Raw genomic sequence first — 24,472 nt, forward strand, 5'->3', positions numbered from 1 at the left:
CTTTATTTTCATAGATACTTGAAATTAGAAAGTGTGAGTAAAATTAGACAGAAAGGTGAACAGATCAATCTGGACAAGGTGGAAGAGAAGAGCAAAAATCCCATGGTTAAGAAATACGGTGTTACCTGGACCATGTATCATTGTGAAACCTGTAAATATTTAGTTCCTTATCGAAAAAGTTATCGCTGTGTTCACCATGATGGACGGCATTATCCCAGTTGGGATGCCTGCGGTTTATACCGTCCAAAATCATAAAGCTCCCGCTTGCTTGCTAGAGTGTGCATAATGACAAGGTTAAAGGGGCGTTTTCTGGTGTGAAGTGATGTTAACGACTGCAAAGCGAAAGCAGATACTTCAGGAGAAACGGGCGAAACGGTTTGAGCTTTAGCGAGTGGAAAGCCAGCCTGGAAGTGAAAGCTGGAGAGCCACTTTTTTCTTGAAAGGCGGAGGCGGTTCGGAGTCCTCTAAAATCGCCTCCAGAATTTTTTCAGCATGGCTCCCGCTTGGCTTGTGGGAGTTTTTTATTAAGCAGGTTTACAAGTAATTTGTGACGATTTCGGCCGCATGAATCGCTGATTGCGGCTTTCCAACCTGTGATGCATTGGACTGCATTTTATGGAGCGGTTCAGGGTGTTCCATAAAAAAAGAGAACTCCCTGGGGAGGTTTTTCGGTTCGTCCTGCCGGATGGCCACATTTTTGTTTAACAGGAAACGGCTGTTGTTTTCTTCCTGTCCGGGAATCGGTTTGCATATGACCATGGGCAGACCGGTTGCCAAAGCCTCTGAACTGGTCATGCCACCTGGTTTTGTAATGATAAAATCAGCTGCGCACATAAAGTCAACCATATTATGGACAAAGGAAAAAAGATAGACATGCCGCTGATTGCTGATTTGCCTGGACAATTCACCGTATAAAGCCCTGTTTTTTCCCGTTATGATCACCAATTGGGCATGGTGATCGGCGATTGACTGTTTCAGGGAGGATATGCATGATTGCAAGGGACCGATTCCGCTACCGCCACCCATAAGCAATACGGTAAAACGTTCCGGATCAATACGGATCCATCTCCGGGCTTCTTTTTTCTCTTTCTGCCGGATGGAAAAATCAGGATTGATGGGAATGCCGGTAGAATATATATCGGCCTGGTTGCTTTTTTGGCTGATCTTCATGCCAATTTCATCATGGGCTGTGATATAAAAGTCTACTGCAGGGTGAACCCAGAAACTGTGGACATCAAAGTCAGTGACAACAGCTCCCAAGCGGAAGTTGCTGGATGAAGAATGGCTTTTCAGGTAAGCGCAGGCACTCAGGCAAAAAGCATGTGTGCACACAATGACACCGGGATTTGTTTCTTCAATGATGGTCCGCAATTTATTGGCGACAAATTTCCCCATCGGGTCGCGGAACAGTTTGCTGAACTGGGAATCGCGCTGATAAGCGGCACCCCAGAGGTTGGGAGCGTAACGCAAAGTTTGTATATAACATTTATTGATGAATGATTCCAGGGGCTTGCTGATTAAAGGGAGCACACAGATAATTTGGACTTTGCCTTTGGGATATGTCAATTGCAGTCCTTTTTTCAAGGAGTAGGCAGCACTGTAGTGTCCATAACCGGCTACTGTTTCAGTCAGAATTAGTATTTTATCCATTTGTCAGTTTTCACTCCCCAAATAATGTTTTAATTTTTCTTTGGATATAAATACCCGCTTGGGGATGAAATCCTGTTTCCGTTTTAAAATTTCTTTCCAGCCTCGCGGGTGACATAACAGAAAAATAATCCGGATTCCAAATGATTTCCACAACTTGTAGCGGGTATAGGGAATATCTGTTACTTCAAAGCCCAGTCTGGTTGCTCCGCGATGCAGAAAGGTTGTACCCAGGATCACTTTGATCTGTTTGGAATGTGGGTGCTGTTCGATAAATTGAGCCAGTTGCGGCAGAGATGAACGAATGCACTTTTTCAAAGTGACTGCCCACGCGAATTCCTGCCGTGCTGTCCGGTGAAGCTGTTTGGCAAGCAATACATTGTGCAGATGAAGTTGTGCATACAAATCACCGGGTTGCAATTGATATCCATCTGTTGTCTTGAGTGGTTCGCCCCGGTATGGTTTTACAGCCACCCGGAATATGTTCTTACCTTTATCCACATAAGTTAAACGTGTACATTTGTAATAGATCATGTCCCATCCGTTCCACAGCCGGATCATTAATTGTTGCATCATCAGTATCACCTTTATTATTTGGTAAAAAGATCATTGCCCCAATATTTTCCCCCCATTAAAGAAAAATATTTTTTTGGAACAGAATTGGTTTATTGATGGTTTGAAGGAAAAAGACGGAAAGGGGGGCAAAATCAATTGGAGCAATTTTATTTTAGTCAATTTAGAATATCTTATTTTAAAGAAGGGTATCTTTTTATCAGGTTATCAAAAGGTGGAGACAAAATGAAAAAGAACCCTGTTTCGTACAGAGTTCTTTTTTGGTCTATTCAAACAGGAAATTTTTAACCTTATTCAGGAAATTATCTTCTTTCTCCGGATTGAGACTTTGCCATTCGGAAGGGGTGGCGAAATCCACTTGCAATTTGAGCAGGGTTTTGTTGGAACCGTCTTTGTTCATGATATAGAACCGGCTTGACTCTTCTTCTTTTCCTTTTTCTTCATTGACCGTATACAGGACTTTGTTGCCATCTTCTGACCAGATGGATCCGGAAACTGGCTGATCAAAATTTTTGGTGATGTTTTGCGCCTGTTTGGTAGCCAAATTCATCACGTAGATATCTGTTTCGCCTTCCTTGCTTTTTTCAAACAGGAGGTATTTCCCGTCTGATGAGAAGTGCGGGGCATATTCAGAGGAATTTTTTTCATTTTTGCCCGTGATCTGTGTGATGTTGCTTCCATCCGAATTCATCATGTACAGATCGGCATATCCGTTTTTGTCACTGGAATGGAAAACGATTTTTTCCCCGTCCGGTGACCAGTCAGGGCTGGAATGATAGACGCCATCTTCCGCGTTGGTCAACCGGGTCACTTTCCTGTTTGCTGCATCCACTGTGTAAATGTTGCCGTCGCTGCGGGCAAATACAATTTTTTTGCCATCCGGCGACCAGCGTGGTGAAGAATCAAATTCGGGAAACTTTCCATTGGTGAGACGGACTGGTTCACTCCCGTTGCTGTTGGCCATATAGACGCTGTCATTGTTTATATAAGTAATCAAATCACCGTCCGGAGACAGGTCAACAGAACTCCCTGAGGTGATTTGTTTGGTCTTGAGAGTATCCGGATCAAATACATAAATGCCTGGTTTGTCCAAACCGCCGCTAAAAAGGATAGATTTTGCTTCATCTTTTGCATAGACGGGCAAAGAAAGAGAAGTAGCGAGAATAAGTGCACCTACCACACCCGTCACTTTCCTGGAAACTTTCTTCATTGGACCTCTCCTTTCTTATTGGTGCAGTCACAATAATTATAAATGATTTCACGGAATTTGCGGTTGTTTGTTGCAAAATTTACAAATATAATTTTTCCTGCCCGATTCGGGCATTTGTAAATAGTCATTTTCAATGTCAATTTATGCCATTTTTTTGTAAATTCCCCGATTGATTTTCTGAAGGGCATTCGCTAGACTGTGAAGAGACAGTTGGATAGAAAAGGGAGGAACGCATCGGAGTGTGATGCGGAAAAAGAATGAAAATATTTGTTGTGTCTGGCCTGGAGCCTGTTTTTTATCGTGAGATTGAACTGATTGGCAAATTGTTTTTTGAAGAAGTACGCGTGGTCGGAGGAAAACAGGAACAAAACGGCGACTTTCATCTGCATTTTGCGGTTCAGGGGACAGGCCCTGTTTTTGCCAATTTAACATTGAAAGATATTTTGCGTGATCAAACGGTTAAGACTGCCCACCGGCGTGAAGTGGAAGCGGGTCTGAACGAAAAGGAAATTCGCAAGCAAGTGAAACAGGCGATCAGCTATGTTCTTTTGCAGGCGCTGCAAAAAGCGACCGGAGTCGAACAGCCCTGGGGCATTTTGACAGGAGTCCGTCCGGTGAAGCTGTTTCACTCTTTTTTGTTAAAAGGGTTTTCTGCAAGTGAAACCGTACAACGTTTACAGAAAGACTATTTACTGCATCCGGCAAAAACAGACATTCTGACAGAGATCGTGGAACGCCAGAAAGAGGTTTTGCCGGATTTATATACATTGGATCAGGAAGTAAGCCTGTACATCGGCATCCCGTTTTGCCCGACAAAATGTGCGTACTGCACTTTTCCCGCTTATGCAATCCGGGGTCGAAACGGTTTGGTAGAATCATTTCTGGCTGGACTTCATGAAGAAATCGAAGCGGTTGGAAAGTGGCTGAGAGAGAATAAGGTACCGGTGACAAATATTTATTTTGGCGGCGGTACCCCAACGTCTGTCAGTATGGAGCAGCTGGACGGGATTTTCCAGGTGCTGAAGAAGCATATTCCAGATTATGAAATGATTCGTGAGCTTACCGTCGAAGCGGGCCGCCCGGATACTTTAAATGAAGAGAAGCTGGAATTGTTGAAAGCATGGGCGGTGGACCGGATCAGCATTAATCCGCAAAGTTTTCAGGAAGAAACGTTGAAGGTGATCGGACGGCATCATTCTGTTAAAGAAACCCTGGACAAATTCCGTCTGGCCCGAAAAATGGGACTGGATAACATCAATATGGACCTGATTATCGGATTGCCAAATGAAGATGCGACCATCTTTGCAAAAACACTGGATACGATGCGTGAATTAAAGCCGGATTCCCTTACCGTGCACACGTTATCATTTAAAAGCGGATCGGTCATGACCCAAAACAGGGACAGGTATCGGGTTGCAGGGCGCGACGAAGTCAGAGAGATGGTGAAGATGGCCCGGGACTGGGCGAAGGAATTGGGGTATAGGCCATACTATCTGTACAGACAGAAAAATATTTTAGGGAATCAGGAAAATGTCGGTTATGCATTTCCGGGAAAAGAAAGCTTGTACAATATCCTCATCATGGAAGAAAAACAGACCATCATTGGACTGGGATGCGGTGCAGTAAGCAAAATGGTATCTCCACATACCGGAAGAATTTTCCGTTTTCCCAATCCGAAAGAACCAAAGGTTTATAATGAGACTTTACGACATCATATTGAAGAAAAGATCAGGAGATTGAATGAGGTTTACCAATGTGGAAATAGGTCCGCCTATTGAGTGCATATGGCATGAAGAAGAATTGCAATTCTCGTCAGCCCGGTTTTATGATCCATTGAAGCCGTCAATGATCTGCGGTGGTCCCGGTTTTTGATGATTGGAGTTTGGTTCAGATATTTTAAGGCATCAGGGGAGGACTGAAAGATTAAGGTACCTCCTCCAGATTGGGTGATTTTCCGGAATCCCTCTTTCCAAATTGTACCTTCTCAACTGGGTTACATTGATTTCATAACGAATTCTGACAATGACATCAAAGTCAAATGAGCTGAAACGAGAATCCGTCAATTCCTGCGGTTCGCTCTCCGTCCGGATCAATGGTCAGGAATTACGAAACTGAATATTCCAGCCATTTTCTTGCCACCAGCCTTTGAGGGTGTTATCAGATGAATACAGATCATTAAAGCTCTTGATGGTAAGTTTTCCAGCCTTGATATACGAAGAATCCCCCGGGGCCAATTTAAGAATTTGATTAACCGCCCTGTACAAAATTTGACACAGCCAGCCTAAAAAAATTCCGACAGCCAATGCTGGCAGTGCCGGTATTTTTTTTGCAACCATTAAAATAACAATTGCAGGTACCAGCATTAACCATGGTAACCATGGTGAAATCACAAAATGATTTTCTAAAACGGAAATAATCTCTCGAATGCTTTCCGCATTGAGGTTTGCTGTGCTGAATTGCCTTCCGATAAAAAGATAAACAGCCAGTGCGATAACCAGTCCGGGAATGGTTGTATAAACCATATATTTGATATGTTCAAACAAGTTAGTCCCCGTAATTTCCGAAGCCATATTTGTTGTATCCGACAATGGTGACATTTTGTCGCCAAAATAGGCTCCGGAAATAATTGCTCCGGCAACGATCGGGACCGGGACCCCCATGCCGATTCCAACGCCCATGTCTTTAACGCCAATCGTTTCCATGGTGGATCAGGAACTGCCGATTGCCAGGGCTACAATACAACAAATCAGACAGATACTGACCAAAAACAGGGAAGGAGTAATAATTTTCATACCATAATAAATTAATGTGGCAATAATCCCTGAGGCAATAATCCCTCCACCAATCCAGGAAGCGATGATCAGTCCGACCAGATTAATGATCAATACGGCCGGCAGAGCCCGTTATATATTCCTTCTTCCATGTCCTTCCATGCATGGGCCAAAATCAGTCCGGCTGCAATAGTGCCGACAATCAGGGGAACATGGGGACTCCCATCAAATTTGATAATGGTAACTGCCATAGTACTGATCATAACAACCAGTGGCACAAGTGCCCAAAAAAACGGGATCGCTTTCTCGTGAGCCTCCATCAGATTTCCTCTTTTGTATGTAAGTGGTTGAATCCGTCAGGCAACATGATCATGGATGGTATTTTGCACGGGTACAGCCTGCAGGAAAAGGGAATGGAGGTAAAACAATGTGACTGGAAATAGCAATAAAAAAACTATATTTTAATGATTCCCTTTATTATAAATGTAATAAAAAACAGCAAGCACATAAACTTATAATTTGCATTAGTTTATAATAAAATTCGTTCAAAATAAATATATTTACTATAAATTTATAAAAGGGACATTTCGGTAAATTTTTCGAAAATCTGTGGACAGTTGACCGGAAAGGATGGTCCAATGGGAAAAAGATATGCAAGAGGACAGTTGAAAAATGGAGAAGAATTTCAAATCGTTGATCTGTACCCGTCTGATTTGGACATGATTCTGCAATTGCAAAAGAAGGCAGCAAGCCAATTGCCTTCGCCACAACTTTTGCAATGTTTATCTGCCGGAGAGTATGCCTGGATTTTATCCGGACACGGCAGGATGATTGGGGTATTCGTCCGGAACCGGTTAGTGGGATGCCGGGCCTTTCTTATTCCCGGACAGAATGAAGAATATCTGGGAGAAGATGCAGGAATTGGCCGTGGAGAACGGTCCGGAATCATATATTCAGAGATTTCCATTGTTGATCGGCCTACCGTGGAAACGGATTGCAAAACATAATGGGGGGAATTTTGATGAAGGGAGTGGACCGAAACCGGTTTCGTTATGTTCTGGCTACTGTTGCACCGTTTAATATTGCCAGTATGAAAGACAAATTCCGGTTGGGAATGGAAATTGGCGCATTGAAGAAAAAGTACGATAAAAAATGGAGATACATATTTATACAAGATTTGTCTGGTCTGACCGGTAGTCAGTCCTGCCGGAGCGAGATTTTCATAAAGATGGATGACATACCGAAACAACAGCATCTGCTTGAATCAGGATACAGGGGAAAGGCATTGGAAAAGATCGATGGAGAATGGTATGTACGATTTTGCGATGCAGACCCGGAAGGATAAAAATAATGAAACGTTTTTTGGATTGATCAGGCATTGCCCGGGAAATAAACCATTCTGTAAAAATTCAGTGATTTTGTCCGAATTTGGTTATAAAATCAAAAGAAGAGGGCGTAGGTGCCCTCTTTTGTTCGGGGATTATAACAAGTTGGATACGGAATTTTTGGAGCTGTTGCAGAATGTTGTTGCATCACCCAGATTGATTGGGATTTGGAGATTCAGGTTGATCAAGCCTGCGCTTTGAGCCCCTGTTTCGGGTGCGTTGTCTACCCGAGCCGAGCAAATGCGGCGTCTGCGGCGTTTGACCACAACGCAAACAACTTTTTTTCTTCTTCTTGGGCAGCAATCCATGTTGCTTCACCCCCTTTCATAAATTTGCACCGATCTTTTAACTGGAAGTCAGGAAGAAGGCTATGTTAACAGGGATTGGATCGGAAGAGGGGGGAAAGTCCCCCATTCCGTTAAACATTAGAGGAGGTTGCTTACAGAGTTACCTCTGCCACCGCAGATGGCTGTTGCATCACCCAAATTGATTGGCACTTGGACATTCAGGTTGAGCAACCCCGCACTTTGTGCTCCTGTTTTTGGTCCATTATCCACTCTTGCACGGGCGCTGCAGGAACGACGGCGTCTGCGGCGTCTGGCCACAACGCAAACAATTTTCTTTTTGCAACGGCAATCCATAGTCAGGCACCTCCTTTCTCAAATTGTTGAAATTTGCGGGTTACTGGTTGTTTTGTGGTGCCAGGTTCGGGTTTTTAGGAGCCAGTTGTTGTTCAATTTGCTGTTGGATATGTTGTTTTTGCGCTTCTGAAACGGGAACATGTTTCGTGATCACGTTAACCAGGCTTGGTGCCAGGGATTGCATGATTGAAGCACCTGCTCCACCAGGTCCGGTGAGAAATCCCAACAGCTGGCTTAAAATGTTGATGAGTGAACTAATCAAAGTGGACAGAATCCCGGTCGCTCCGCCAACAATTCCGCCAGCAACAGTGATCAGAGTAGCTGGCAATTGGGTAATCAGGGCAAGTAAATCGGGAATCAATTGTTGAGCCTGCACCTGTTGGGATTTGGGAACATTTTCCCGGATTGCTTCTTCCAACATTGCCCGGATTTGTTCCAATTCTTCAGGAGTAAAGGAGTTTTTGCTCATCCTGTTTCACCTCCTTTCAATGGGGCCATGGCAAATTACAGTGTATTGGAAGCAGAGTTTTGGTTACTTTCATTCAGGGATGTTGCATCACCTGCATTAATGGGGATTTGCACAATAATATTAATGAGGCCGCTGATCGGACCATCAATGGATGCTGAGTTGTTTACGGAGCTTTTGGCAGAGGAACGGCGCGGAGCAAAATGTTTTTTTTGTTTGGAGGAAGGGCAGGAGAGAGATCTGTATTTTTTCAGAAGCAAGCGGCAATGCCTGCACAGTGTTGGACTTCTTCTTTTTTGCCGTTTCTTCCGTTTACAGTATCCCATTGCCGGAGTTCCCTTTCCCTCGGGATGTCGTGTATTTGTTCTGTTGCATGAGGTCTCGATGCAACATGTTTTTTATCATGTTTTTGGTTCCTGGCTGAAACATCTCCGCCAAATTTATTAAATTCTGAAGTTTTCCTGGAGCATGTTCATGATCCAGGCTTTTCATGATTAAATGATAGATTTGTAATTTAATTTTCTTTTCCATTTGATTGGAGAGCTGATCGAGGTGTTCTCTTTTTAACTTCAAATCATGACACCTCCTCTATCATTCTGTTGAGTTACTACAATATATTCTTTGTGAATAAAAAGGTGATTAATAATCTGATAAATAGTTTTGTATCATTGGTAAACTTCATTCCGGTAAAAAAATTTCCCCTCTAATTCAGAGAGGAAGCAGACTGGAGAAAACATATATCTCAGGATTCTGTCAGATCAGCACAATCGAGTTGTCCGACTTGTTTCTATGTAACTTGGTCTTCAGAAAGAATATTCCTATTTTTCATTCAGAATGTATCGAAGTGTTCTGGATGTAATATTCAATTTCTCACTTAATAATTTTCGGTTACCTTTTGTTTCAGACAGCCCTTTTTCAATAATCTTTCTTCCAATTTCTCCTTCCATCTTCCGGATCCGTTTCAACACTTTTTTCAAATCAAGATTTTCGACTGTGCCCAGGCCGCTTATGATCCGTTGTACAAATTGCTGCGCTTCTTTTTCTATAAACTCTGCTGTTCTCATTTCAAAGGATGTTTCTCTGACCGGATATTGTGATTCCTTTAGCAGATATTTTGGCAGATGGTCTGGTGTTAACCGTTTGCAATCATGGATGGCATGGGTTTGGTTGAGGATGTTGTGAAGCTGCCTTACGTTGCCGGGCCAATGATACGTTTTCAGAATGTGGGCTGTATCCGGATCAAGCCGGCAATGTCCGCCATATTTTTTGTCGAGGTAATGTTGTGCAATCAGGGGAATATCTTCGGGCCTTTCCCGCAGGGATGGAATGAACAGTTTAACTCCTTCTAACCGATACAAAAGGTCAGACCGAAACCGGTTGTTGTTTACTTCCCTTTCCAGATTTCGATTTGTGGCTGAAATGAACCGGACATTACTTTTCCGTATTTCTTCGCTGCCAATTCGCATAAATTCTCCGGTTTCCAACACACGTAACAATTTTACCTGGATGGAAGCGGAGGCCTCTCCGATTTCGTCGAGGAAAAGGGTTCCGTTGTCAGCCAGTTCAAAAAAACCCTTCCTGTTTTTGACAGCACCGGAAAATGCTCCCTTTTCATGGCCAAACAGCTCACTTTCCAACAAGGATTCCGGGATTGCGCCGCAATTGATCCCTACAAACGGATATTCGCTTCGAAGACTGGAACCGTGAATAAAGCGGGCGATCAATTCCTTGCCGGTTCCGGTTTCCCCTTCAATCAGGATGTTAATCGCTTTTCTGGCCAATTTGTCCGCCAGGGCAAGCAACTTTTGCATAGGGCTTTCGGGAGAAAAGATGATTCCGTATTTTTTTGCGGTCTTATTCAGTTTTTCTTCCTTGAGAAAGGTGTTGACCAGAACCGAATCAATCATTTTTTCGAGGTGGTCCAAATCATCAAACGGTTTTTCCAGATAGTCCCTGGCTCCCAGTTGAATGGCTGAAACCGCTGATTTGACTGTACTGTAACCGGTCATGATAAAAACTTCACAGACAGGGTATTTGGCCTTGATTTTAGCCAACAGATCCAACCCGTCCGCATCGGGCATCTTCAGATCGATCAATGCCAGGTGAAAAGCGGGCACCTGCTGGAACAGAAGCTTTTCCACTTCCCGGCCGGAATTGGCAACCACGACATCACAATTTTTGCTTTCCAGAAAATATTTGAAAAATGAGCTGACTTCCACTTCGTCATCAACTACGAGCGCCCTCTTCATTTTCCTCTCCTCCTTCTCCGTTTTGAACCGGCAGCAGCAGAGAAAACTGGCAGTATTCATTTACTTTGCTGTCTGCCATAAGCTTTCCGCCATGGGATTCAGCAATGCCAAGACTTATGGAGAGCCCGAGCCCGGTTCCTTTCTTTTTCGCTTTTGTGGTAAAAAAAGGATTGAAGATTTTAGAAATATTCTCCTGTTCGATGCCGATTCCGTTATCCCAAACATAAATCGAAACATATGGCCGTTTTTCAATGTGCTTTAATGTAGTTCCGATAATAATGAGTGGCTCTTTTCTTTCCTGGACAGCATCTTTGGCATTTAGCAGAAGGTTGATGATTACCTGCTCAATTTGTTGTCGGCTGCCCCTGACATGAGGAACGGTCCGGTCCAACTTTTTTTTGATGGAAATTTCAGAAACGGACAATTGATAACCGATCAGGCCCAAAGCATCTTCCACCGCATCATTGGGATTGACATCTGCAAATTGATATTCTTCCTGCCTGGAGAAAACCAACAAGTTTTGGATGATTTTTTTACTGCGAAATCCGCATTGATAAATATCTGTCAGCATCTTGTTCGACTGTTCGTCTGTGATTCTCCGCATCAGAAGCTGGGAATTTCCCAGGATTGCCGTTAACGGGCTGTTCAGTTCATGGGCGATCCCGGCAGCCATTTCTCCCAGCGAGGCCAGTTTTGCAGACTGGATCAGCTGGGCTTCGATGTTCACTTTTTCACTGACATCCTTGAACAGGATATTGTTTTCGATGAAAACCCGCGTATGTTCGCCGAATCTTTTAAAGAATTCCAGGTTTTCTGCAGAATATTCCGTTTTTTTGTCGTTCAGCAGGGTAAGAAAACCGTAGATTTTTCCGGTCTGATTTTCCAGGCAGACAGTTTCCCCGTAATGACTGGATATGTCTTTTTGCAGCAATTTTTTAAATTCTGTGATCGACAGTGCCGCGTCTGTCTGATACTGCCGTTTGATCAAATGGCAATGCCAGTTTGCGTCGGTCTGTTCGGAAATATAAAAACAGAATTCGGAACGGTCAATCAGGGTCAGTACAAACCTGTCAAAATCAAGTACACGGGAGACCCGGGAGGCGATATAACTGCTTACTTCTTCCCATGAATTATTCACATGAAGCTGGGTCAACTGGTTGATCACTTCCAGCTGTTTATTCTTGTTTTTCAATTCCTCAATAGTGGAGTTCAGTTTTCTGTAATAGCTTTTTCGCGAAGATCGGATTCCTGTTAATTTATCGATCAACTCCTGCTTTCTGTCCATCAGTGCTCACACCTGAGTACTTTTTGCAACAGCATGTTCACATCCTTGGCGGACATGTCCCGCGGATTGGTAACCATGCAGGCATCCTGAACGGCATTGTTGCTTAAAAAATCAATCTGTTTCTTCTGTAGAACGAGATCCGGAAAAGAGTCGGGAATATCCAGGTCGCGGACAAGGTCTTTTACTGCTTTGACAGCAAGGAAAGCGGCATCAGTAAGGCTGAGCCCGCTTGTGTTTTCGCCAAAAGTGGCGGCAATCTTTCTGTATTTTTCAGGGGCGGCGATCATATTGAATTCCAGTACATGAGGCAACAGGATGGCATTTACTTCCCCGTGCGGAAGATCCAGATATCCGCCCAATTGATGGGAAATCGCGTGAACGGCACCCAAAATCGCATTGGAAAAGGCGATACCGGCATGGAGGCTTGCCATGGCCATCGCTTCTTTGGCTTTCCGATTGTACCGGCTGGCTGCGGATGGCCGCAAATATTTTGCAATCAGGCGAATCGCCTCCAGTGAATGGACTTCGGTCAGAGAAGTGGCTGCCAGGGAAATACACGATTCAATAGCGTGTGTAAGGGCATCCATACCGGTATTTGCAGTTAAACGGGTGTCTTTGGTCATCAGGGTGTGGGGGTCGATGATGGCGATATCGGGAATCAGCGACTTTGATGTGATTGCCATTTTGACCTTTCTCTTTGAATCCACAATGATCGAAAACTGAGAAACTTCTGCGCCCGATCCAGCCGTGGTGGGAACCATGACCATAGGCGGAAGGGGATGAATCACTCGATCGATTCCTTCATACTGATGAATGGTTCCTTCGTTGGTTCCAAGCAGGGCAATTGCTTTTGCCGCATCCATTGCACTTCCTCCGCCGATACCAAGAACTGCGTCACAGCCGTTTTCGGCATATTCCCGGACACCGGCGTCTATTTCAACATCTTTTGGGTTTGGGGTGATGTTTGTCCACAAGTGATAATCAAGGTTGGACTGCTTCAGATAACCGATTGCTTTTTCTACCCAGGCAGCATCGACAACTCCGGGATCAGAAACCACAAAAATTTTTTTTGCTCCCAGCCGGAGCATACTTTCCCCGACCTGTCCCAGGGAATGGAAGCCAAAAATGATTTCCGGTGTCATAAATTTGGTTATTCCCATTTTGCAAATACCCCCCTCTGTTTCAACTCTAATGAATTGATTAAAAAAATAAAAGGGACGAAAAAAAGTAAATGTCAGCCATTTTTTCGTCCCGAAGAGACGAATTTTTACCACAAATCAAGCTGATTACTGAATATTGTTGCATTTACTATTGGCATGAATTTTGCGAATTTAATCAGTGGTTTGATCAAATGATATCAAGAGGAGGAATTGGACATGAAAGCGGCAGTAGTGAATCAGTTTTACGGAAAACTGGAAATAAAGGAAGTTCCGGTTCCGCAGCCTGGTTATGGTGAGATTTTGGTAAAAATCAAGGCTTGTGGTGTTTGTCACACTGACTTGCATGCCGCACACGGTGATTGGCCGGTAAAACCGAAACTCCCCTTGATTCCCGGACATGAAGGGGTAGGTGTGGTTGTAAAGGCAGGCGAGGGCGTAACTTCTGTCAAAGTGGGAGATCGAGTCGGAATTCCCTGGCTTTATTCTGCCTGCGGTGAATGCGAATATTGTTTGTCCGGCTGGGAAACATTGTGCAAAAAGCAGTTGAATACCGGTTATTCGGTGGATGGCAGCTATGCAGAATATTGCAAGGCACCGGCTGCCTACGTTGCCAGGATTCCGGACAATCTCAGTTTTGAGGAAGCTGCTCCTATCTTTTGTGCCGGTGTTACAACATACAAAGCCTTGAGAGTGATCGATGCCAAACCGGGTGAGTGGGTTGCCGTCTACGGGATCGGCGGTTTGGGGCATGTTGCCCTGCAATACGCAAAAGCAATGGGATTTAACGTGATTGCGGTAGATATCCAGGATGACAAACTGGAACTCGCCAAAAGACTGGGAGCAGATCTGACGGTCAACAGCAAGACGGTTGATCCGGTCAAAGAGATTGAAGAGAAAGTTGGCGGTGCACATGCTGCATTGAGTGTGGCAGTAAACCCCAAGGCATTTGAACAGGCCTATCAATCAGTAAGGCGCGGCGGCACAGTGGTGATCGTCGGTCTTCCGGCCGGGGAGTTGCCGATTCCCATTTTTGACACAGTGTTAAATGGTGTTGCGGTGAAAGGGTCCATTGTCGGTACGAGAAAAGATTTGCAGGAAGCTTTGGATTTTGCAGCCCGTGGCAAAGTGAAGACAATTATTGAAACACAGCCTCTTGAAAATATCAATGAAGTTTTTGAAAGGATGAAAAAAGGGCAAATCAACGGGCGAATCGTGTTAACACTGGAATAAGGGAAACGATTCTCATCTGGCAGCCGGATCAGCATCCGGTTGCATTTTTTGTTTCCGAATAATGCCTGTTGATCAGACACCTGGTCTTCCGGCCGTATTCACCGTGGTGTTCGCCGGAAAAAATTATACATTGGCATAATCCTTAAAGTACTCGGGAAATTCATTGATAAACGTCTGGACCACCTGTTCATATTCAGCTTCATCGATTTCAGCAATTCCTTCATCAGAACGTTCAAAAAAATAAATGGCTTCTTCAGGATACTCCGGATCATAATACATCAGCATGGTGCGGTCCTCATAAGTAAAAGTGGCGCCCAATATGGCGAGAAACGTTTTTTCCGGGGTTTCCAACCGTTGAAAAAAAATCGGTTCAATATCTTTCAGGACCATTTCAATATAGGTTTCCCCGGGAAATCTGAGTGTCATTTCCCCGTCCTTTTCTTCTTCGATAATGTACAGATCCCATTTATGTTTCTTTCTCCATAACAACAACAGGTGCTTAATGTCTTCGTGAATAAAAACATACTGATAGGGTGTCTGAAAACGAATATTCATATTTTCCTCCCCTGGTTTAATATTGGTTTTTTAGCAGTCATAGCTGTCAATTGATCCGGGTTTACCATAATGTTATGTTACGATCGATTGACTGCTGGTAGAACAGTCTGAATTCCCCTTGAATAACCTTTTATTATAAGTTTTTTACACTTTTAATCTTGTGTCAATTGGCGAAATTTTGATTTTTTATTGAAAGAAATATGAAACCAACATTATAATAAATGAGGAAAGCAGGTGACGAGGAGGGAGAGTTGTGAAAGCAGACACATTAAAAAATGAAAAATACAACAATCAGGAAAACGATTTTATCGACGTTGTCAAAGGAACACTCGTATCCGGAAGTATTTTTTTAGTGATTTTTGTTGTTGCCACCGTTATCGATTTTATGCAATAAATCGTTAAAACGGGAGGATCGGTGATAAATCCTCTCGTTTTTGTATGGGCTGGCGGTTTGAGTGCCCGGTTGGCAAATGATTGAGCGTAAGCTATACTTCAATATGTGAACAAAATGTCAAGTTGTGTTCCACTTGACCTGTAGCCTGTTATATATGAGGGGTACGGGAAAAGGAAGGATACATAACCGGATTGGTAAAGTCTGGTTGTTTTTTATGGTTATGACCAAGGATTGGGGGATCGCGGAATGAACGTTCATGAGTATCAAGGAAAACAAATCCTGAAAAAATATGGTGTAGTCGTTCCAAACGGATTTGTCGCGTTTTCGCCGGATGAAGCCGTAGAAGCGGCCAAAAAACTGGAAGGAGATCTCTGGGTAGTAAAAGCCCAGATTCATGCCGGAGGCCGGGGAAAAGCCGGTGGCGTAAAACTGGCGAAAAGTCTGGACGAGGTTCGCCAATACGCTGATGAACTGCTTGGCAAAACATTGGTAACCCATCAGACCGGGCCGGAAGGCAAGGAAGTTAAACGGTTGTTAATTGAAGAAGGCCTTCCGATTGAAAAAGAATACTATGTGGGAGTTGTAATCGATCGTTCCAGCAGCCGCGTTGTTATGATGGCTTCTGAAGAAGGAGGCACGGAGATTGAGGAAGTGGCTGCCAAAACTCCGGAGAAAATTTTCAAGGAAGTGATTGATCCGGCAGTGGGGATGCTGCCATTCCAGGCACGCCGTCTGGCTTACAATATCCATATTCCCAAAGATAAGGTAAATAAAGCGGTTAAATTTATGCTGGGACTGTATCAGGCATTTGTGGACAATGACTGTTCCCTGGCGGAAATCAATCCGCTCATTACAACCAGGGATGGCCGTGTTGTGGCATTGGATTCCAAATTGAACTTTGATTCAAATGCACTGTTCCGCCATCCGGATATTTTAGAAATGCGCGACTTGGATGAAGAGGATGAAAAAGAAATTGAAGCTTCCAAATATGACCTGAACTATATTGCGCTTGATGGAAATATCGGATGTATGGTTAACGGAGCAGGACTGGCCATGGCTACCATGGACATCATTAAACATTTCGATGGCGAACCTGCCAACTTCCTTGACGTTGGCGGCGGTGCTACGGCAGATAAAGTTCGTGAAGCATTTAAAATTATTTTATCTGATAAGAATGTGAAGGGCATTTTTATCAATATTTTCGGTGGAATTATGAAATGTGACATTATTGCCAGCGGAGTTGTGGAAGCGGCAAAACAGATCAGCCTGGATCGTCCGTTAGTGGTCCGCCTTGAAGGAACCAATGTTGATCTGGGTAAGAAAATATTGAGAGAATCCGGTCTGGAAATTGTTGCCGCCGATTCCATGGAAGATGGCGCGAAAAAAATTGTTCAACTTGTCAAGTAATTATACGAATGATTAATCGCCCGGGAAAGGTGGGGTTTATGTGAGTATTTTTGTAAATGAAAATACGAAAGTGATTACACAAGGCATTACAGGAGCAACAGGATTGTTTCATACCAAACAGGCTTTGGAATACGGCACAAAGGTAGTGGGAGGAGTGACCCCGGGTAAAGGGGGAACGGAAATCGAAGGCGTGCCGATTTTCAATACGGTTGCCGAAGCAGTTGAAGCAACAGGAGCCAATGCATCTGTAATATATGTGCCGCCGGCATTTGCCGCCGATGCCATTATGGAAGCCGTTGAAGCGGAACTGGAATTGGTTGTCTGCATTACTGAAGGAATTCCGGTTCTTGACATGGTAAAAGTGAAACGTTATATGGAAGGGAAAAAGACTCGCCTGATCGGCCCAAACTGTCCGGGAGTCATCAGCCCTGGCAAATGCAAAATCGGAATCATGCCCGGATATATCCATACCCCTGGACATGTGGGGATCGTATCACGGAGCGGAACCCTTACCTATGAAGCGGTTCATCAGTTGACCACACGCGGGATCGGCCAAACGACAGCAGTTGGAATCGGGGGAGACCCTGTCAACGGAACCAATTTTATTGATTGTTTGAAAGCTTTCGAAGAAGATCCGGACACAAAGGCAGTGATCATGATTGGGGAAATTGGCGGTACTGCGGAAGAGGAAGCCGCAGAGTGGATCAGGGCCAATATGACAAAGCCGGTTGTTGGCTTCATCGGCGGTCAAACGGCACCTCTCGGAAAACGGATGGGACATGCCGGTGCCATTATTTCCGGAGGAAAAGGTACAGCTGCTGAAAAAATCGCAACCCTGGAAGGCTGCGGTGTGAAAGTGGCTCCAACCCCGGCTGTGATTGGCGAAACCCTCGTGGAGACATTAAAGGAAAAAGGTTTACTGGAAGCCTGCACCAGCAAATAAAGGAGATTTTTCAATTAAGGGAACCACCAGGGTTCCCTTTTTTTATCTGTGAAAGAAAGATTCGGGATTCATTCTGTTTGTACCTGGTAAAGAAAAAATTGACGGCTTCTAAAATGCTCTTTGAAATTGTTAACATGCTGCAAAGCCAGGCCCTGTACGGAACCTGATCTGCCCCGTAACATTTACCCGAAGTAATATACACATTTCTGCTGCTTTTTTACCAAGATAATATGACGGCCTTTGTTCAATAAATAGGGTTACTGAACCGGAATGTTCCGCTTATAAAAATAGAAACACTGGCCAATTATGGTTCCCTGACTTTGTTCCGGTTCAGGTGTTTATTTCGCTGGCGATTTGTTTGACACAGTGTTGAACCTTGAGCACGATTTCGGTAAGAGGGAACTCCAGAAAAGCTTTTTTGGGGCCGACAACAGCGATGGCAGCTACCGTTTTCCCCCACTTGTTTTTGATGGGAGCACCTACTCCAAAAACATGGGGAACAACTTCTTCCTGATCAATGGCATAGCCTTTCTCCCGGATTTTCTTTAACTCCATCCGAAAACTGGCCGGATCTGTGATGGACTGATCGGTGTAACTTTTTAGCGGAATATTGTCCAGGATTTCCTGGATCTTCTCATCGTCCAATGATGCCATCAGGGTTTTCCCCAGTATCCCGTAATGAGGGCTTCTTGCCTTTCCGATAGGAGATGTATATTTGTGATGTTCATAGCTTTCGCGTTTGTCAATATACATCAGGCGATCCCCTTCCAGAATGCCAAGCAAAACGGTAAATCCGGTCTGGTGGTGCAAGGGAGTCAGGTAAGGACTGGCATAGTAACGGATATGAAAACGTGACAGAACAATTCCGCCAAACTCCAATAATTTTACACCTAAACAGTAAGTATTGTTTTCCTCGCGAAAATGAATGAGTCCGGCCATTTCCAAAGTGTATAAGGTTCGATAAACAGTTGTTTTGGGAAAGCCCGTAAGCCTGGAAATGGTTTCTGCTGTAAGAAACTGCTTGTTTTCTGAAAAACATTCAAGAATTTGAATCGCTTTTAGCAATGATTTATTTGGTTCGATATTAATTCTTCGCATTGATGTTCCTCCATTTTTGTTGACAAAAAATTAATTCAATATTATAATAAATTCATAATTCACTATATAATTCTGTCAATTCACATTATGAACTGAAAAAAGAAAGATGTCAATATGAATTGGATTGATTCTTTCTCAAGCGGATTTAACCATCACAACAAAACAAGAAAGGGGTAAAGAATGAAACTAGTCAGTTTTACTTATGAAGGACATCATCGTATCGGCTGTGTGGTCGAAAACCAGGTCATTGATTTGAATCTTGCTTGCCAGTCCATGCTTGAAGCAGAAGGCAAATTGCGAGCAAGGCAAATTGCGGAGGCTTATGTTCCGGCAAATATGCGTGAATTTTTACAAGGTGGAGAAGAGAGTCTCAGTATGGCCAAAAAAGCCATGAAGTTTGTTTTGTTAAAATCGGGAAATTCCCCATATAAAACAATCCATCTTCTTTCTGAAGTGAAACTTCAGGCTCCGATTCAGCATCAGGGAAAAATAATTTGCGTCGGACATAATTACCGGGAGCACATTCTGGAAATGGGAAGGGAACTTCCCGATTATCCGGTGCTGTTTGCCAAATTTGCAAACACGATCATCGGCCCGGAAGAAGATATCCCGTTATACCCGATTTCCGAGCAATTGGATTATGAAGCCGAATTGGCATTTGTGATCGGAAAGCAGGCCAGAAATGTTGCAAAGGAGCAGGCGTTGGATTATGTTGCCGGATATACGATTGCCAATGATGTAAGTTATCGCGATCTGCAAAAAAGGACGCTCCAGTGGCTGCAGGGGAAATCGGTTGACGGGAGTGCGCCGATGGGCCCCTGGATTGTGACTGGTGACGAACTGGGAGACCCGGGCAGTTTGGAATTGGTTTTAACCGTAAATGGCAAAGAGCGTCAGCGTTCCAATACCCGCAACCTTGTGTTTACCGTTCCTTTTCTGGTTGAATTTCTTTCCGGTTTGATGACCCTTGAACCAGGCGATGTGATTTTAACCGGAACACCGGGCGGAGTAGGTGTAGCCCGCAATCCGCAAGCTTTTCTGAAAGATGGTGATGTGGTCAGAATCGAGATTGAGGGCATTGGTGTGTTGGAGAACCGGGTAAAAAAACAGGACTGGAGGAATGGCAAGTGATCGAAGAAGCCGTTAATAAAATAAGAAAAAGCATAGATAGCATAATCCACATTTCAAAAGAATTGACTGAAGAATCAATTTATTTTAAATATTCAGCTGATGAGTGGTCTGTTATGGAGGTTCTTTGCCATATCGCAGAGGCAAATTTCTATTGGTTGAATGAAATTGAAAGGCTGAACCATTCCCCGGGGACGGAGTGGGGGCGTACCATGCAGGATCCGGAACGTCTGGAGGCTGTAACCCAGGCTGACAGAAAAAACATTGTTGAAGTTTTGCAGGAAATCGAAAGTTCCAGAGAAAAAGCCAGCAGTCTTCTCGCCTCGCTCACGGAAGAAGACCTGAAAAAAACGGCTCCAAGCCGTAATCCCAAGTTTGGTACAAAGCCTCTCCATTTTTTGATTGAGCATTTTTTGGTGGAACATCTGGATACACATTTGAAGCAAATCCAAAGGCTTAAAAATAAGTTGGAAGTGTCCAATTAAATCCAATTCAAGGGGTGAATCGGGTGGCAGAAAAAAATGAGTTTATCAAGAGCCAAATGGTAAAGAAATTTAATGACGAGATTGAAAAATTCCATTTGGGGCCGCTATGGAACGCCCTTCCTGATTTGATGAATAAAGAACCTGAGCCGCAAGCCGTCCCATATCTTTGGAAATGGGAAACCCTCTATACGAAATTGATGAAAGCACGCGAAATCTTTACTCCAGAGCGCGGCGGGGAACGAAGAGCAATTTACTTGCAGAATCCCGGCTTAAAAGAACGGAAACCCTGGGGTTGGGCTTCCGCTACCCAGACCCTTTATGCGGCTGTTCAATTGATATTGCCCGGAGAAACGGCTCCTTCACACCGTCACTCACAAAATGCGCTCCGTTTCATTTCCAAGGGGCAAGGCTCATATACGATTGTCGAGGGTGAACGGATTTTTATGCAAGAGGGAGATTTCCTGATTACTCCGCAAGGGCTTTGGCATGGACATGCCCACCCGGGCGATAAACCGATTATTTGGATGGATGTGCTTGATATTCCGTTCGTCTACGCTATCGGCGGAACGTTTTTTGAGTCTTATCCGGAGACGATTCAAAAGCCTGAGATACCGGACAATTACAAATCCCGGCGTTATCCGGGCGGAATGGTACGTCCGGTTTCTGATCGCACTCCGCAAATTGCTCCGCTCAGTTCGTTCCGATGGTCCCGGACACAGGCTGCGCTTGAAGGATTGAGCAACTTTGAACCGGATCCTTATGATGGCTATGCTGTAGAGTATATTAATCCTTCCACAGGAAAAACAGCCAATCCAAACATTGCAGCCTGGATGCATAAGCTTCCCGCAGGCTATCATTCCAAAGCACATCGCCATACCAGTTCTACCATTTTTCATGTATTCAAAGGCTCCGGATATTCTGTCATAGGCGGTGTTCGATTTGCTTGGGAAGAGGGGGATTTCTTTATCGTGCCAAATTGGGCCTGGCATGAGCATGCTGCTTCAGAAGATACTTATCTGTTTTCAGTGAGTGACTATCCTATTATGGAAAAACTGGGGCTTCAACATGAAGAAAGCTATGAAGGTTACCAGAAGATCATCAGTGAATTTAAACCGCTTTTACCTGACAGGTCATAAAAAAATAACAAACAACCGGGGAGGTCGACAGAAGATGGCAAAACAAAAAGAGGTGTCATTTCTGGTAGTTGGTGGGGGGATTGGAGGGCTTACAGCTGCTTTGGGGATTGCGGAAACGGGCAGATCTGTTCATGTGTTGGAAAAAGCACGGCAATTTGGGGAAGTGGGCGCAGGTCTCCAGTTGGGACCCAACACCACTGCAATATTGGACCGGTTCGGGTTGATGGACGAAATATCAAAATATGCTGTTTTTCCCAAACGACTGGTTCTGAAGGATGCCATAACTGGCGAAGAGCTTAGTGATCTTGATCTGGGCAGCGCTTTCCTGGAAAAATACAAACATCCATATATCGTTATGCATCGTGCTGATTTGCACAAAGTGTTGTTTGATGCCTGTGAGGTTAATCCAAATATTACATTGCTCAGCAATCAGAAAGTTAAAAAGGTTGAGGATTTGGGCGAAAAAGCCCGTGTTACCCTGGAGGACGGGACAGGGTATCTGGCTGAGGCGGTGATTGGAGCAGACGGATTGTGGTCAAAGACACGAGAAATGTTTAGCAATGACCAACCTGTTTGTTCCCGGTATGTGGCTTACCGCGGGACGGTTCCGATGGATGAAATAGTTGAAAGGGGCGGGACTGACGTGGATGACGTCCTCATGTGGATTGGTCCTTATCTTCATTTGGTACAGTATCCGGTTCGTAGCGGGAAACTGTATAACCAGGTGATCGTTTTCAAGAGTTTTCGCTATAAAGAAGGATCTGACGATTGGGGAACACCGGATGAGATTGAAGAACATTTTGGCGAATGCTGTGAAGCTGTACGCCATGCCGTTTTCAGCTATATTTCAGGTCAACGCCGCTGGCCCATGTATGACCGCAATCCAATGGAAAACTGGTCTTCCGGCAGAGTTACCCTGCTTGGCGATGCCGCTCACCCCATGCTGCAATATTTGGCCCAGGGTGGTTGTCAAGCTATCGAAGACGCAGCTTATCTGACAAATATGCTTCACAAGCACGGCAATAACATTGAACAGGCATTTTTGTCCTACAAACAGGAACGTTTTCCAAGATCATCAAGGGTACAGCTTACCGCCAGGTTGTGGGGGGAAATTATCCATGCCAATGACAATATCAGTATTCTTTTAAGAAATGAACTGCTGAAAAATAGAAATTCGGATGATTACAGCTATGTCGACTGGTTGTATGCCAAACGTTATTGAGCGGTTAAAAATTGGTCTCAAAAAAATATTTTGCGAAAAGATGCAATAACCCTGTCTGTATTTGTTTAGGCAGGGTTATTTGTATTTTGAACGAAAGGAAGGGTATTAATATGTTTGTGATAGCCAATATTATATGAAATATTTGGTATTTTAACAAATACAAGTGGAAAGGGACAGATCTTTATAAAGGCTTGCAGACTTGAAGAGGCAAAACGATTGTTAGAGGATATCGGGATTTTTTGGCGAAAAGTAAGCCGGGTGTCATGTAAAAAATGGAAATGATATTTGGTAAGGTTTAGATATTCCAGGTAAAAAATGAGGTGTTTTCGTTGAATCGATATCCGGTTCTGGTCGCGTTGAATCAGATTTCTTCCGTTCGATGGCTTACCATCAAATATTTGATTGAATTGGGATGGGAACCCCAGGAACCCGTTTCGGACAAACTGCTTGACCAATTGTTGCTGTATGGTGTGAAAAGCACTGAAATACAAAAGATCAGGCAGGAATTGACCACTTCCTTTATAGCTGAAGTGGATCGTGACTTGAAAAAACGGCAAATCCAGACGATAACATTTTTCAACGAAGAGTATCCTGTATTGTTAAAAGAGATTGCTCAACCACCATGGGTATTATATATTCGAGGGGATGCTTCTTTATTGTCTGCAAAGTCACTTGCAGTGGTTGGCACGAGAAGACCGACCCCGTATGGATTGCGGGTTGCCAGGGAATTGGCTGCAGGATTGGTTGAATTTGACTGGACAATCATAAGCGGCATGGCAAGCGGCATTGACGGGGAAGCACATCGCTCGGCACTGGAGGCCAAAGGTCAAACAATTGCCGTACTGGGAACGGGGGTTGACGTGATTTATCCAAAACATCACCGCTGCCTCTATGAAAAAATCGTAAGAGAAGGCGCAGTCATATCCGAAATGCCTCCTGGCACACAGCCTTTCCCCTGGGTTTTTCCGCAGCGGAATCGAATCATCAGCGGCTTGTCCCATGGAACTTTGGTCATCGAAGCAGCCGAGAGGTCCGGTTCCCTGATTACCGCTGATTTCAGCATGGAACAGGGCAGGGAAGTTTTTGCTGTTCCAGGGCCGATGACATCAAGGCAAAGCCAGGGAACATTGAAGCTGATCCAGGATGGGGCCAAATGTGTGCGTTGTGTAGCGGATATTGTGGAAGAACTGGAGGGACTTCATTTCGGGCAAATCCCTGCCTCAATGAATAAATTGGACAAAATTAACTTAAATAATATAGAAGAACAGGTTTACCAGCTTATTGCACCGGATGAACCGATTCACATCGATGCTTTGATTGAGCAATTAAACCGGAAGGGAATCTGTGAGGAAATCCATCAGGTTTTAATTGTACTGGAGTTGAAAAACATGATTGCCCAGCTGCCCGGAGCCCGATATATCCGTAAATAATCAGGGCGTCAGGGAGTATATACATATCTGTGTAAATATGAAAAGCGTGGCAGAAAT

The 24,472-nt window shown here is 44.2% G+C and carries 25 protein-coding genes and 1 pseudogene; 14 read left to right on the forward strand and 12 right to left on the reverse strand.

The window, feature by feature from the left end; all coding sequences use genetic code 11:
* The first annotated feature begins 33 nt into the window (after positions 1–33).
* Positions 34–255: a hypothetical protein gene (locus H2C83_RS09495; protein WP_181740083.1), complete on the forward strand. Its 222-nt coding sequence runs from the start codon at positions 34–36 to the stop codon at positions 253–255.
* Between the two features lie 279 nt (positions 256–534).
* Here the strand turns inward: H2C83_RS09495 and H2C83_RS09500 are convergent, their stop codons facing one another.
* From H2C83_RS09500 to H2C83_RS09510, 3 genes are all read right to left on the reverse strand, one after another.
* Positions 535–1,650 (reverse strand): MGDG synthase family glycosyltransferase, encoded by a 1,116-nt coding sequence (locus H2C83_RS09500; RefSeq protein WP_181740085.1) that lies wholly within the window; start codon positions 1,648–1,650, stop codon positions 535–537.
* 3 nt (positions 1,651–1,653) lie between these two features.
* The gene (locus H2C83_RS09505) at positions 1,654–2,223 is read right to left on the reverse strand and encodes a YkoP family protein (RefSeq protein ID WP_181740087.1); all 570 of its coding nucleotides are present in this window, start codon (positions 2,221–2,223) and stop codon (positions 1,654–1,656) included.
* Between the two features lie 262 nt (positions 2,224–2,485).
* Positions 2,486–3,430 (reverse strand): DPP IV N-terminal domain-containing protein, encoded by a 945-nt coding sequence (locus H2C83_RS09510; protein WP_181740089.1) that lies wholly within the window; start codon positions 3,428–3,430, stop codon positions 2,486–2,488.
* A gap of 272 nt (positions 3,431–3,702) precedes the next feature.
* Between H2C83_RS09510 and H2C83_RS09515 the strand changes: the two genes are divergently transcribed.
* A complete protein-coding gene (locus H2C83_RS09515; RefSeq protein ID WP_312853889.1) occupies positions 3,703–5,208 on the forward strand; it encodes a coproporphyrinogen III oxidase in 1,506 nt (501 codons plus the stop codon).
* A gap of 489 nt (positions 5,209–5,697) precedes the next feature.
* On the opposite strand, the pseudogene H2C83_RS18685 reads toward H2C83_RS09515, so the two are convergent.
* Positions 5,698–6,521: pseudogene (locus tag H2C83_RS18685) on the reverse strand (Na+/H+ antiporter NhaC family protein); the annotation flags it as partial.
* A gap of 318 nt (positions 6,522–6,839) precedes the next feature.
* Here H2C83_RS18685 and H2C83_RS09525 point away from each other — a divergent pair.
* Positions 6,840–7,208, forward strand: coding sequence for a hypothetical protein (locus H2C83_RS09525; protein WP_181740093.1), 369 nt, complete (start codon positions 6,840–6,842; stop codon positions 7,206–7,208).
* Positions 7,209–7,222: 14 nt separating this feature from the next.
* A complete protein-coding gene (locus H2C83_RS09530) occupies positions 7,223–7,546 on the forward strand; it encodes a hypothetical protein (RefSeq protein WP_181740095.1) in 324 nt (107 codons plus the stop codon).
* 135 nt (positions 7,547–7,681) lie between these two features.
* Here H2C83_RS09530 and H2C83_RS09535 read toward each other — a convergent pair whose 3' ends face one another.
* From H2C83_RS09535 to H2C83_RS09545, 3 genes are all read right to left on the reverse strand, one after another.
* A complete protein-coding gene (locus tag H2C83_RS09535; protein WP_181740097.1) occupies positions 7,682–7,894 on the reverse strand; it encodes a hypothetical protein in 213 nt (70 codons plus the stop codon).
* A gap of 117 nt (positions 7,895–8,011) precedes the next feature.
* The gene (locus tag H2C83_RS09540) at positions 8,012–8,227 is read right to left on the reverse strand and encodes a hypothetical protein (protein WP_181740099.1); all 216 of its coding nucleotides are present in this window, start codon (positions 8,225–8,227) and stop codon (positions 8,012–8,014) included.
* A gap of 40 nt (positions 8,228–8,267) precedes the next feature.
* Complete coding sequence (locus H2C83_RS09545) at positions 8,268–8,696, reverse strand: hypothetical protein (RefSeq protein ID WP_181740101.1); 429 nt, start codon at positions 8,694–8,696, stop codon at positions 8,268–8,270.
* Positions 8,697–8,723: 27 nt separating this feature from the next.
* Here H2C83_RS09545 and H2C83_RS09550 point away from each other — a divergent pair, with 27 nt between their 5' ends.
* Positions 8,724–9,140, forward strand: a complete 417-nt coding sequence (locus H2C83_RS09550) for a hypothetical protein (protein ID WP_181740103.1) — start codon at positions 8,724–8,726, stop codon at positions 9,138–9,140.
* A 371-nt stretch (positions 9,141–9,511) separates the two neighbouring features.
* Here H2C83_RS09550 and H2C83_RS09555 read toward each other — a convergent pair whose 3' ends face one another.
* The 3 genes from H2C83_RS09555 to H2C83_RS09565 are packed head-to-tail and all read right to left on the reverse strand — an operon-like array spanning position 9,512 to position 13,387.
* Complete coding sequence (locus H2C83_RS09555; protein WP_181740105.1) at positions 9,512–10,942, reverse strand: sigma-54-dependent transcriptional regulator; 1,431 nt, start codon at positions 10,940–10,942, stop codon at positions 9,512–9,514.
* Positions 10,920–12,227: an ATP-binding protein gene (locus tag H2C83_RS09560; protein ID WP_181740107.1), complete on the reverse strand. Its 1,308-nt coding sequence runs from the start codon at positions 12,225–12,227 to the stop codon at positions 10,920–10,922. The genes H2C83_RS09555 and H2C83_RS09560 overlap by 23 nt, the downstream gene beginning before the upstream one ends.
* The gene (locus tag H2C83_RS09565; protein ID WP_181740109.1) at positions 12,227–13,387 is read right to left on the reverse strand and encodes an iron-containing alcohol dehydrogenase; all 1,161 of its coding nucleotides are present in this window, start codon (positions 13,385–13,387) and stop codon (positions 12,227–12,229) included. The genes H2C83_RS09560 and H2C83_RS09565 overlap by 1 nt, the downstream gene beginning before the upstream one ends.
* Positions 13,388–13,603: 216 nt before the next feature.
* Between H2C83_RS09565 and adhP the strand changes: the two genes are divergently transcribed.
* A complete protein-coding gene (gene adhP, locus H2C83_RS09570) occupies positions 13,604–14,617 on the forward strand; it encodes an alcohol dehydrogenase AdhP (protein ID WP_181740111.1) in 1,014 nt (337 codons plus the stop codon).
* A gap of 123 nt (positions 14,618–14,740) precedes the next feature.
* Here adhP and H2C83_RS09575 read toward each other — a convergent pair whose 3' ends face one another.
* Positions 14,741–15,172, reverse strand: a complete 432-nt coding sequence (locus H2C83_RS09575) for a hypothetical protein (RefSeq protein WP_181740113.1) — start codon at positions 15,170–15,172, stop codon at positions 14,741–14,743.
* A 253-nt stretch (positions 15,173–15,425) separates the two neighbouring features.
* On the opposite strand from H2C83_RS09575, the gene H2C83_RS18360 reads away from it, so the two are divergent.
* From H2C83_RS18360 to sucD, 3 genes are all read left to right on the forward strand, one after another.
* Positions 15,426–15,566 carry a YqzM family protein gene (locus tag H2C83_RS18360; protein ID WP_181740115.1) on the forward strand — a complete coding sequence of 47 codons (141 nt, stop codon included), beginning with the start codon at positions 15,426–15,428 and terminating at the stop codon, positions 15,564–15,566.
* Between the two features lie 246 nt (positions 15,567–15,812).
* Positions 15,813–16,973, forward strand: coding sequence for an ADP-forming succinate--CoA ligase subunit beta (gene sucC / locus H2C83_RS09585; RefSeq protein WP_181740117.1), 1,161 nt, complete (start codon positions 15,813–15,815; stop codon positions 16,971–16,973).
* A 40-nt stretch (positions 16,974–17,013) separates the two neighbouring features.
* Positions 17,014–17,916 (forward strand): succinate--CoA ligase subunit alpha, encoded by a 903-nt coding sequence (sucD, locus tag H2C83_RS09590; protein WP_181740119.1) that lies wholly within the window; start codon positions 17,014–17,016, stop codon positions 17,914–17,916.
* Positions 17,917–18,246: 330 nt separating this feature from the next.
* Here the strand turns inward: sucD and H2C83_RS09595 are convergent, their stop codons facing one another.
* On the reverse strand, positions 18,247–19,014 hold the full coding sequence (locus tag H2C83_RS09595; RefSeq protein ID WP_181740121.1) for an IclR family transcriptional regulator: 768 nt from the start codon (positions 19,012–19,014) through the stop codon (positions 18,247–18,249).
* A 180-nt stretch (positions 19,015–19,194) separates the two neighbouring features.
* Here H2C83_RS09595 and H2C83_RS09600 point away from each other — a divergent pair, with 180 nt between their 5' ends.
* The 5 genes from H2C83_RS09600 (at position 19,195) to dprA (ending at position 24,415) form a co-directional block, all read left to right on the forward strand.
* Complete coding sequence (locus tag H2C83_RS09600; protein ID WP_181740123.1) at positions 19,195–20,145, forward strand: fumarylacetoacetate hydrolase family protein; 951 nt, start codon at positions 19,195–19,197, stop codon at positions 20,143–20,145.
* A complete protein-coding gene (locus H2C83_RS09605) occupies positions 20,142–20,627 on the forward strand; it encodes a DinB family protein (RefSeq protein WP_181740125.1) in 486 nt (161 codons plus the stop codon). The genes H2C83_RS09600 and H2C83_RS09605 overlap by 4 nt, the downstream gene beginning before the upstream one ends.
* Before the next feature lie 23 nt (positions 20,628–20,650).
* Positions 20,651–21,763: a cupin domain-containing protein gene (locus tag H2C83_RS09610; protein ID WP_181740127.1), complete on the forward strand. Its 1,113-nt coding sequence runs from the start codon at positions 20,651–20,653 to the stop codon at positions 21,761–21,763.
* Positions 21,764–21,797: 34 nt separating this feature from the next.
* On the forward strand, positions 21,798–22,985 hold the full coding sequence (locus H2C83_RS09615) for an FAD-dependent monooxygenase (RefSeq protein WP_181740128.1): 1,188 nt from the start codon (positions 21,798–21,800) through the stop codon (positions 22,983–22,985).
* Between the two features lie 329 nt (positions 22,986–23,314).
* Entirely contained in the window at positions 23,315–24,415 is a 1,101-nt protein-coding gene (dprA, locus tag H2C83_RS09620; protein ID WP_181740130.1) for a DNA-processing protein DprA, read from the forward strand.
* Positions 24,416–24,472: the final 57 nt, after the last annotated feature.

The sequence above is a fragment of the Thermoactinomyces mirandus genome (genome assembly GCF_013868055.1).
GTDB lineage: Bacteria > Bacillota > Bacilli > Thermoactinomycetales > Thermoactinomycetaceae > Thermoactinomyces > Thermoactinomyces mirandus.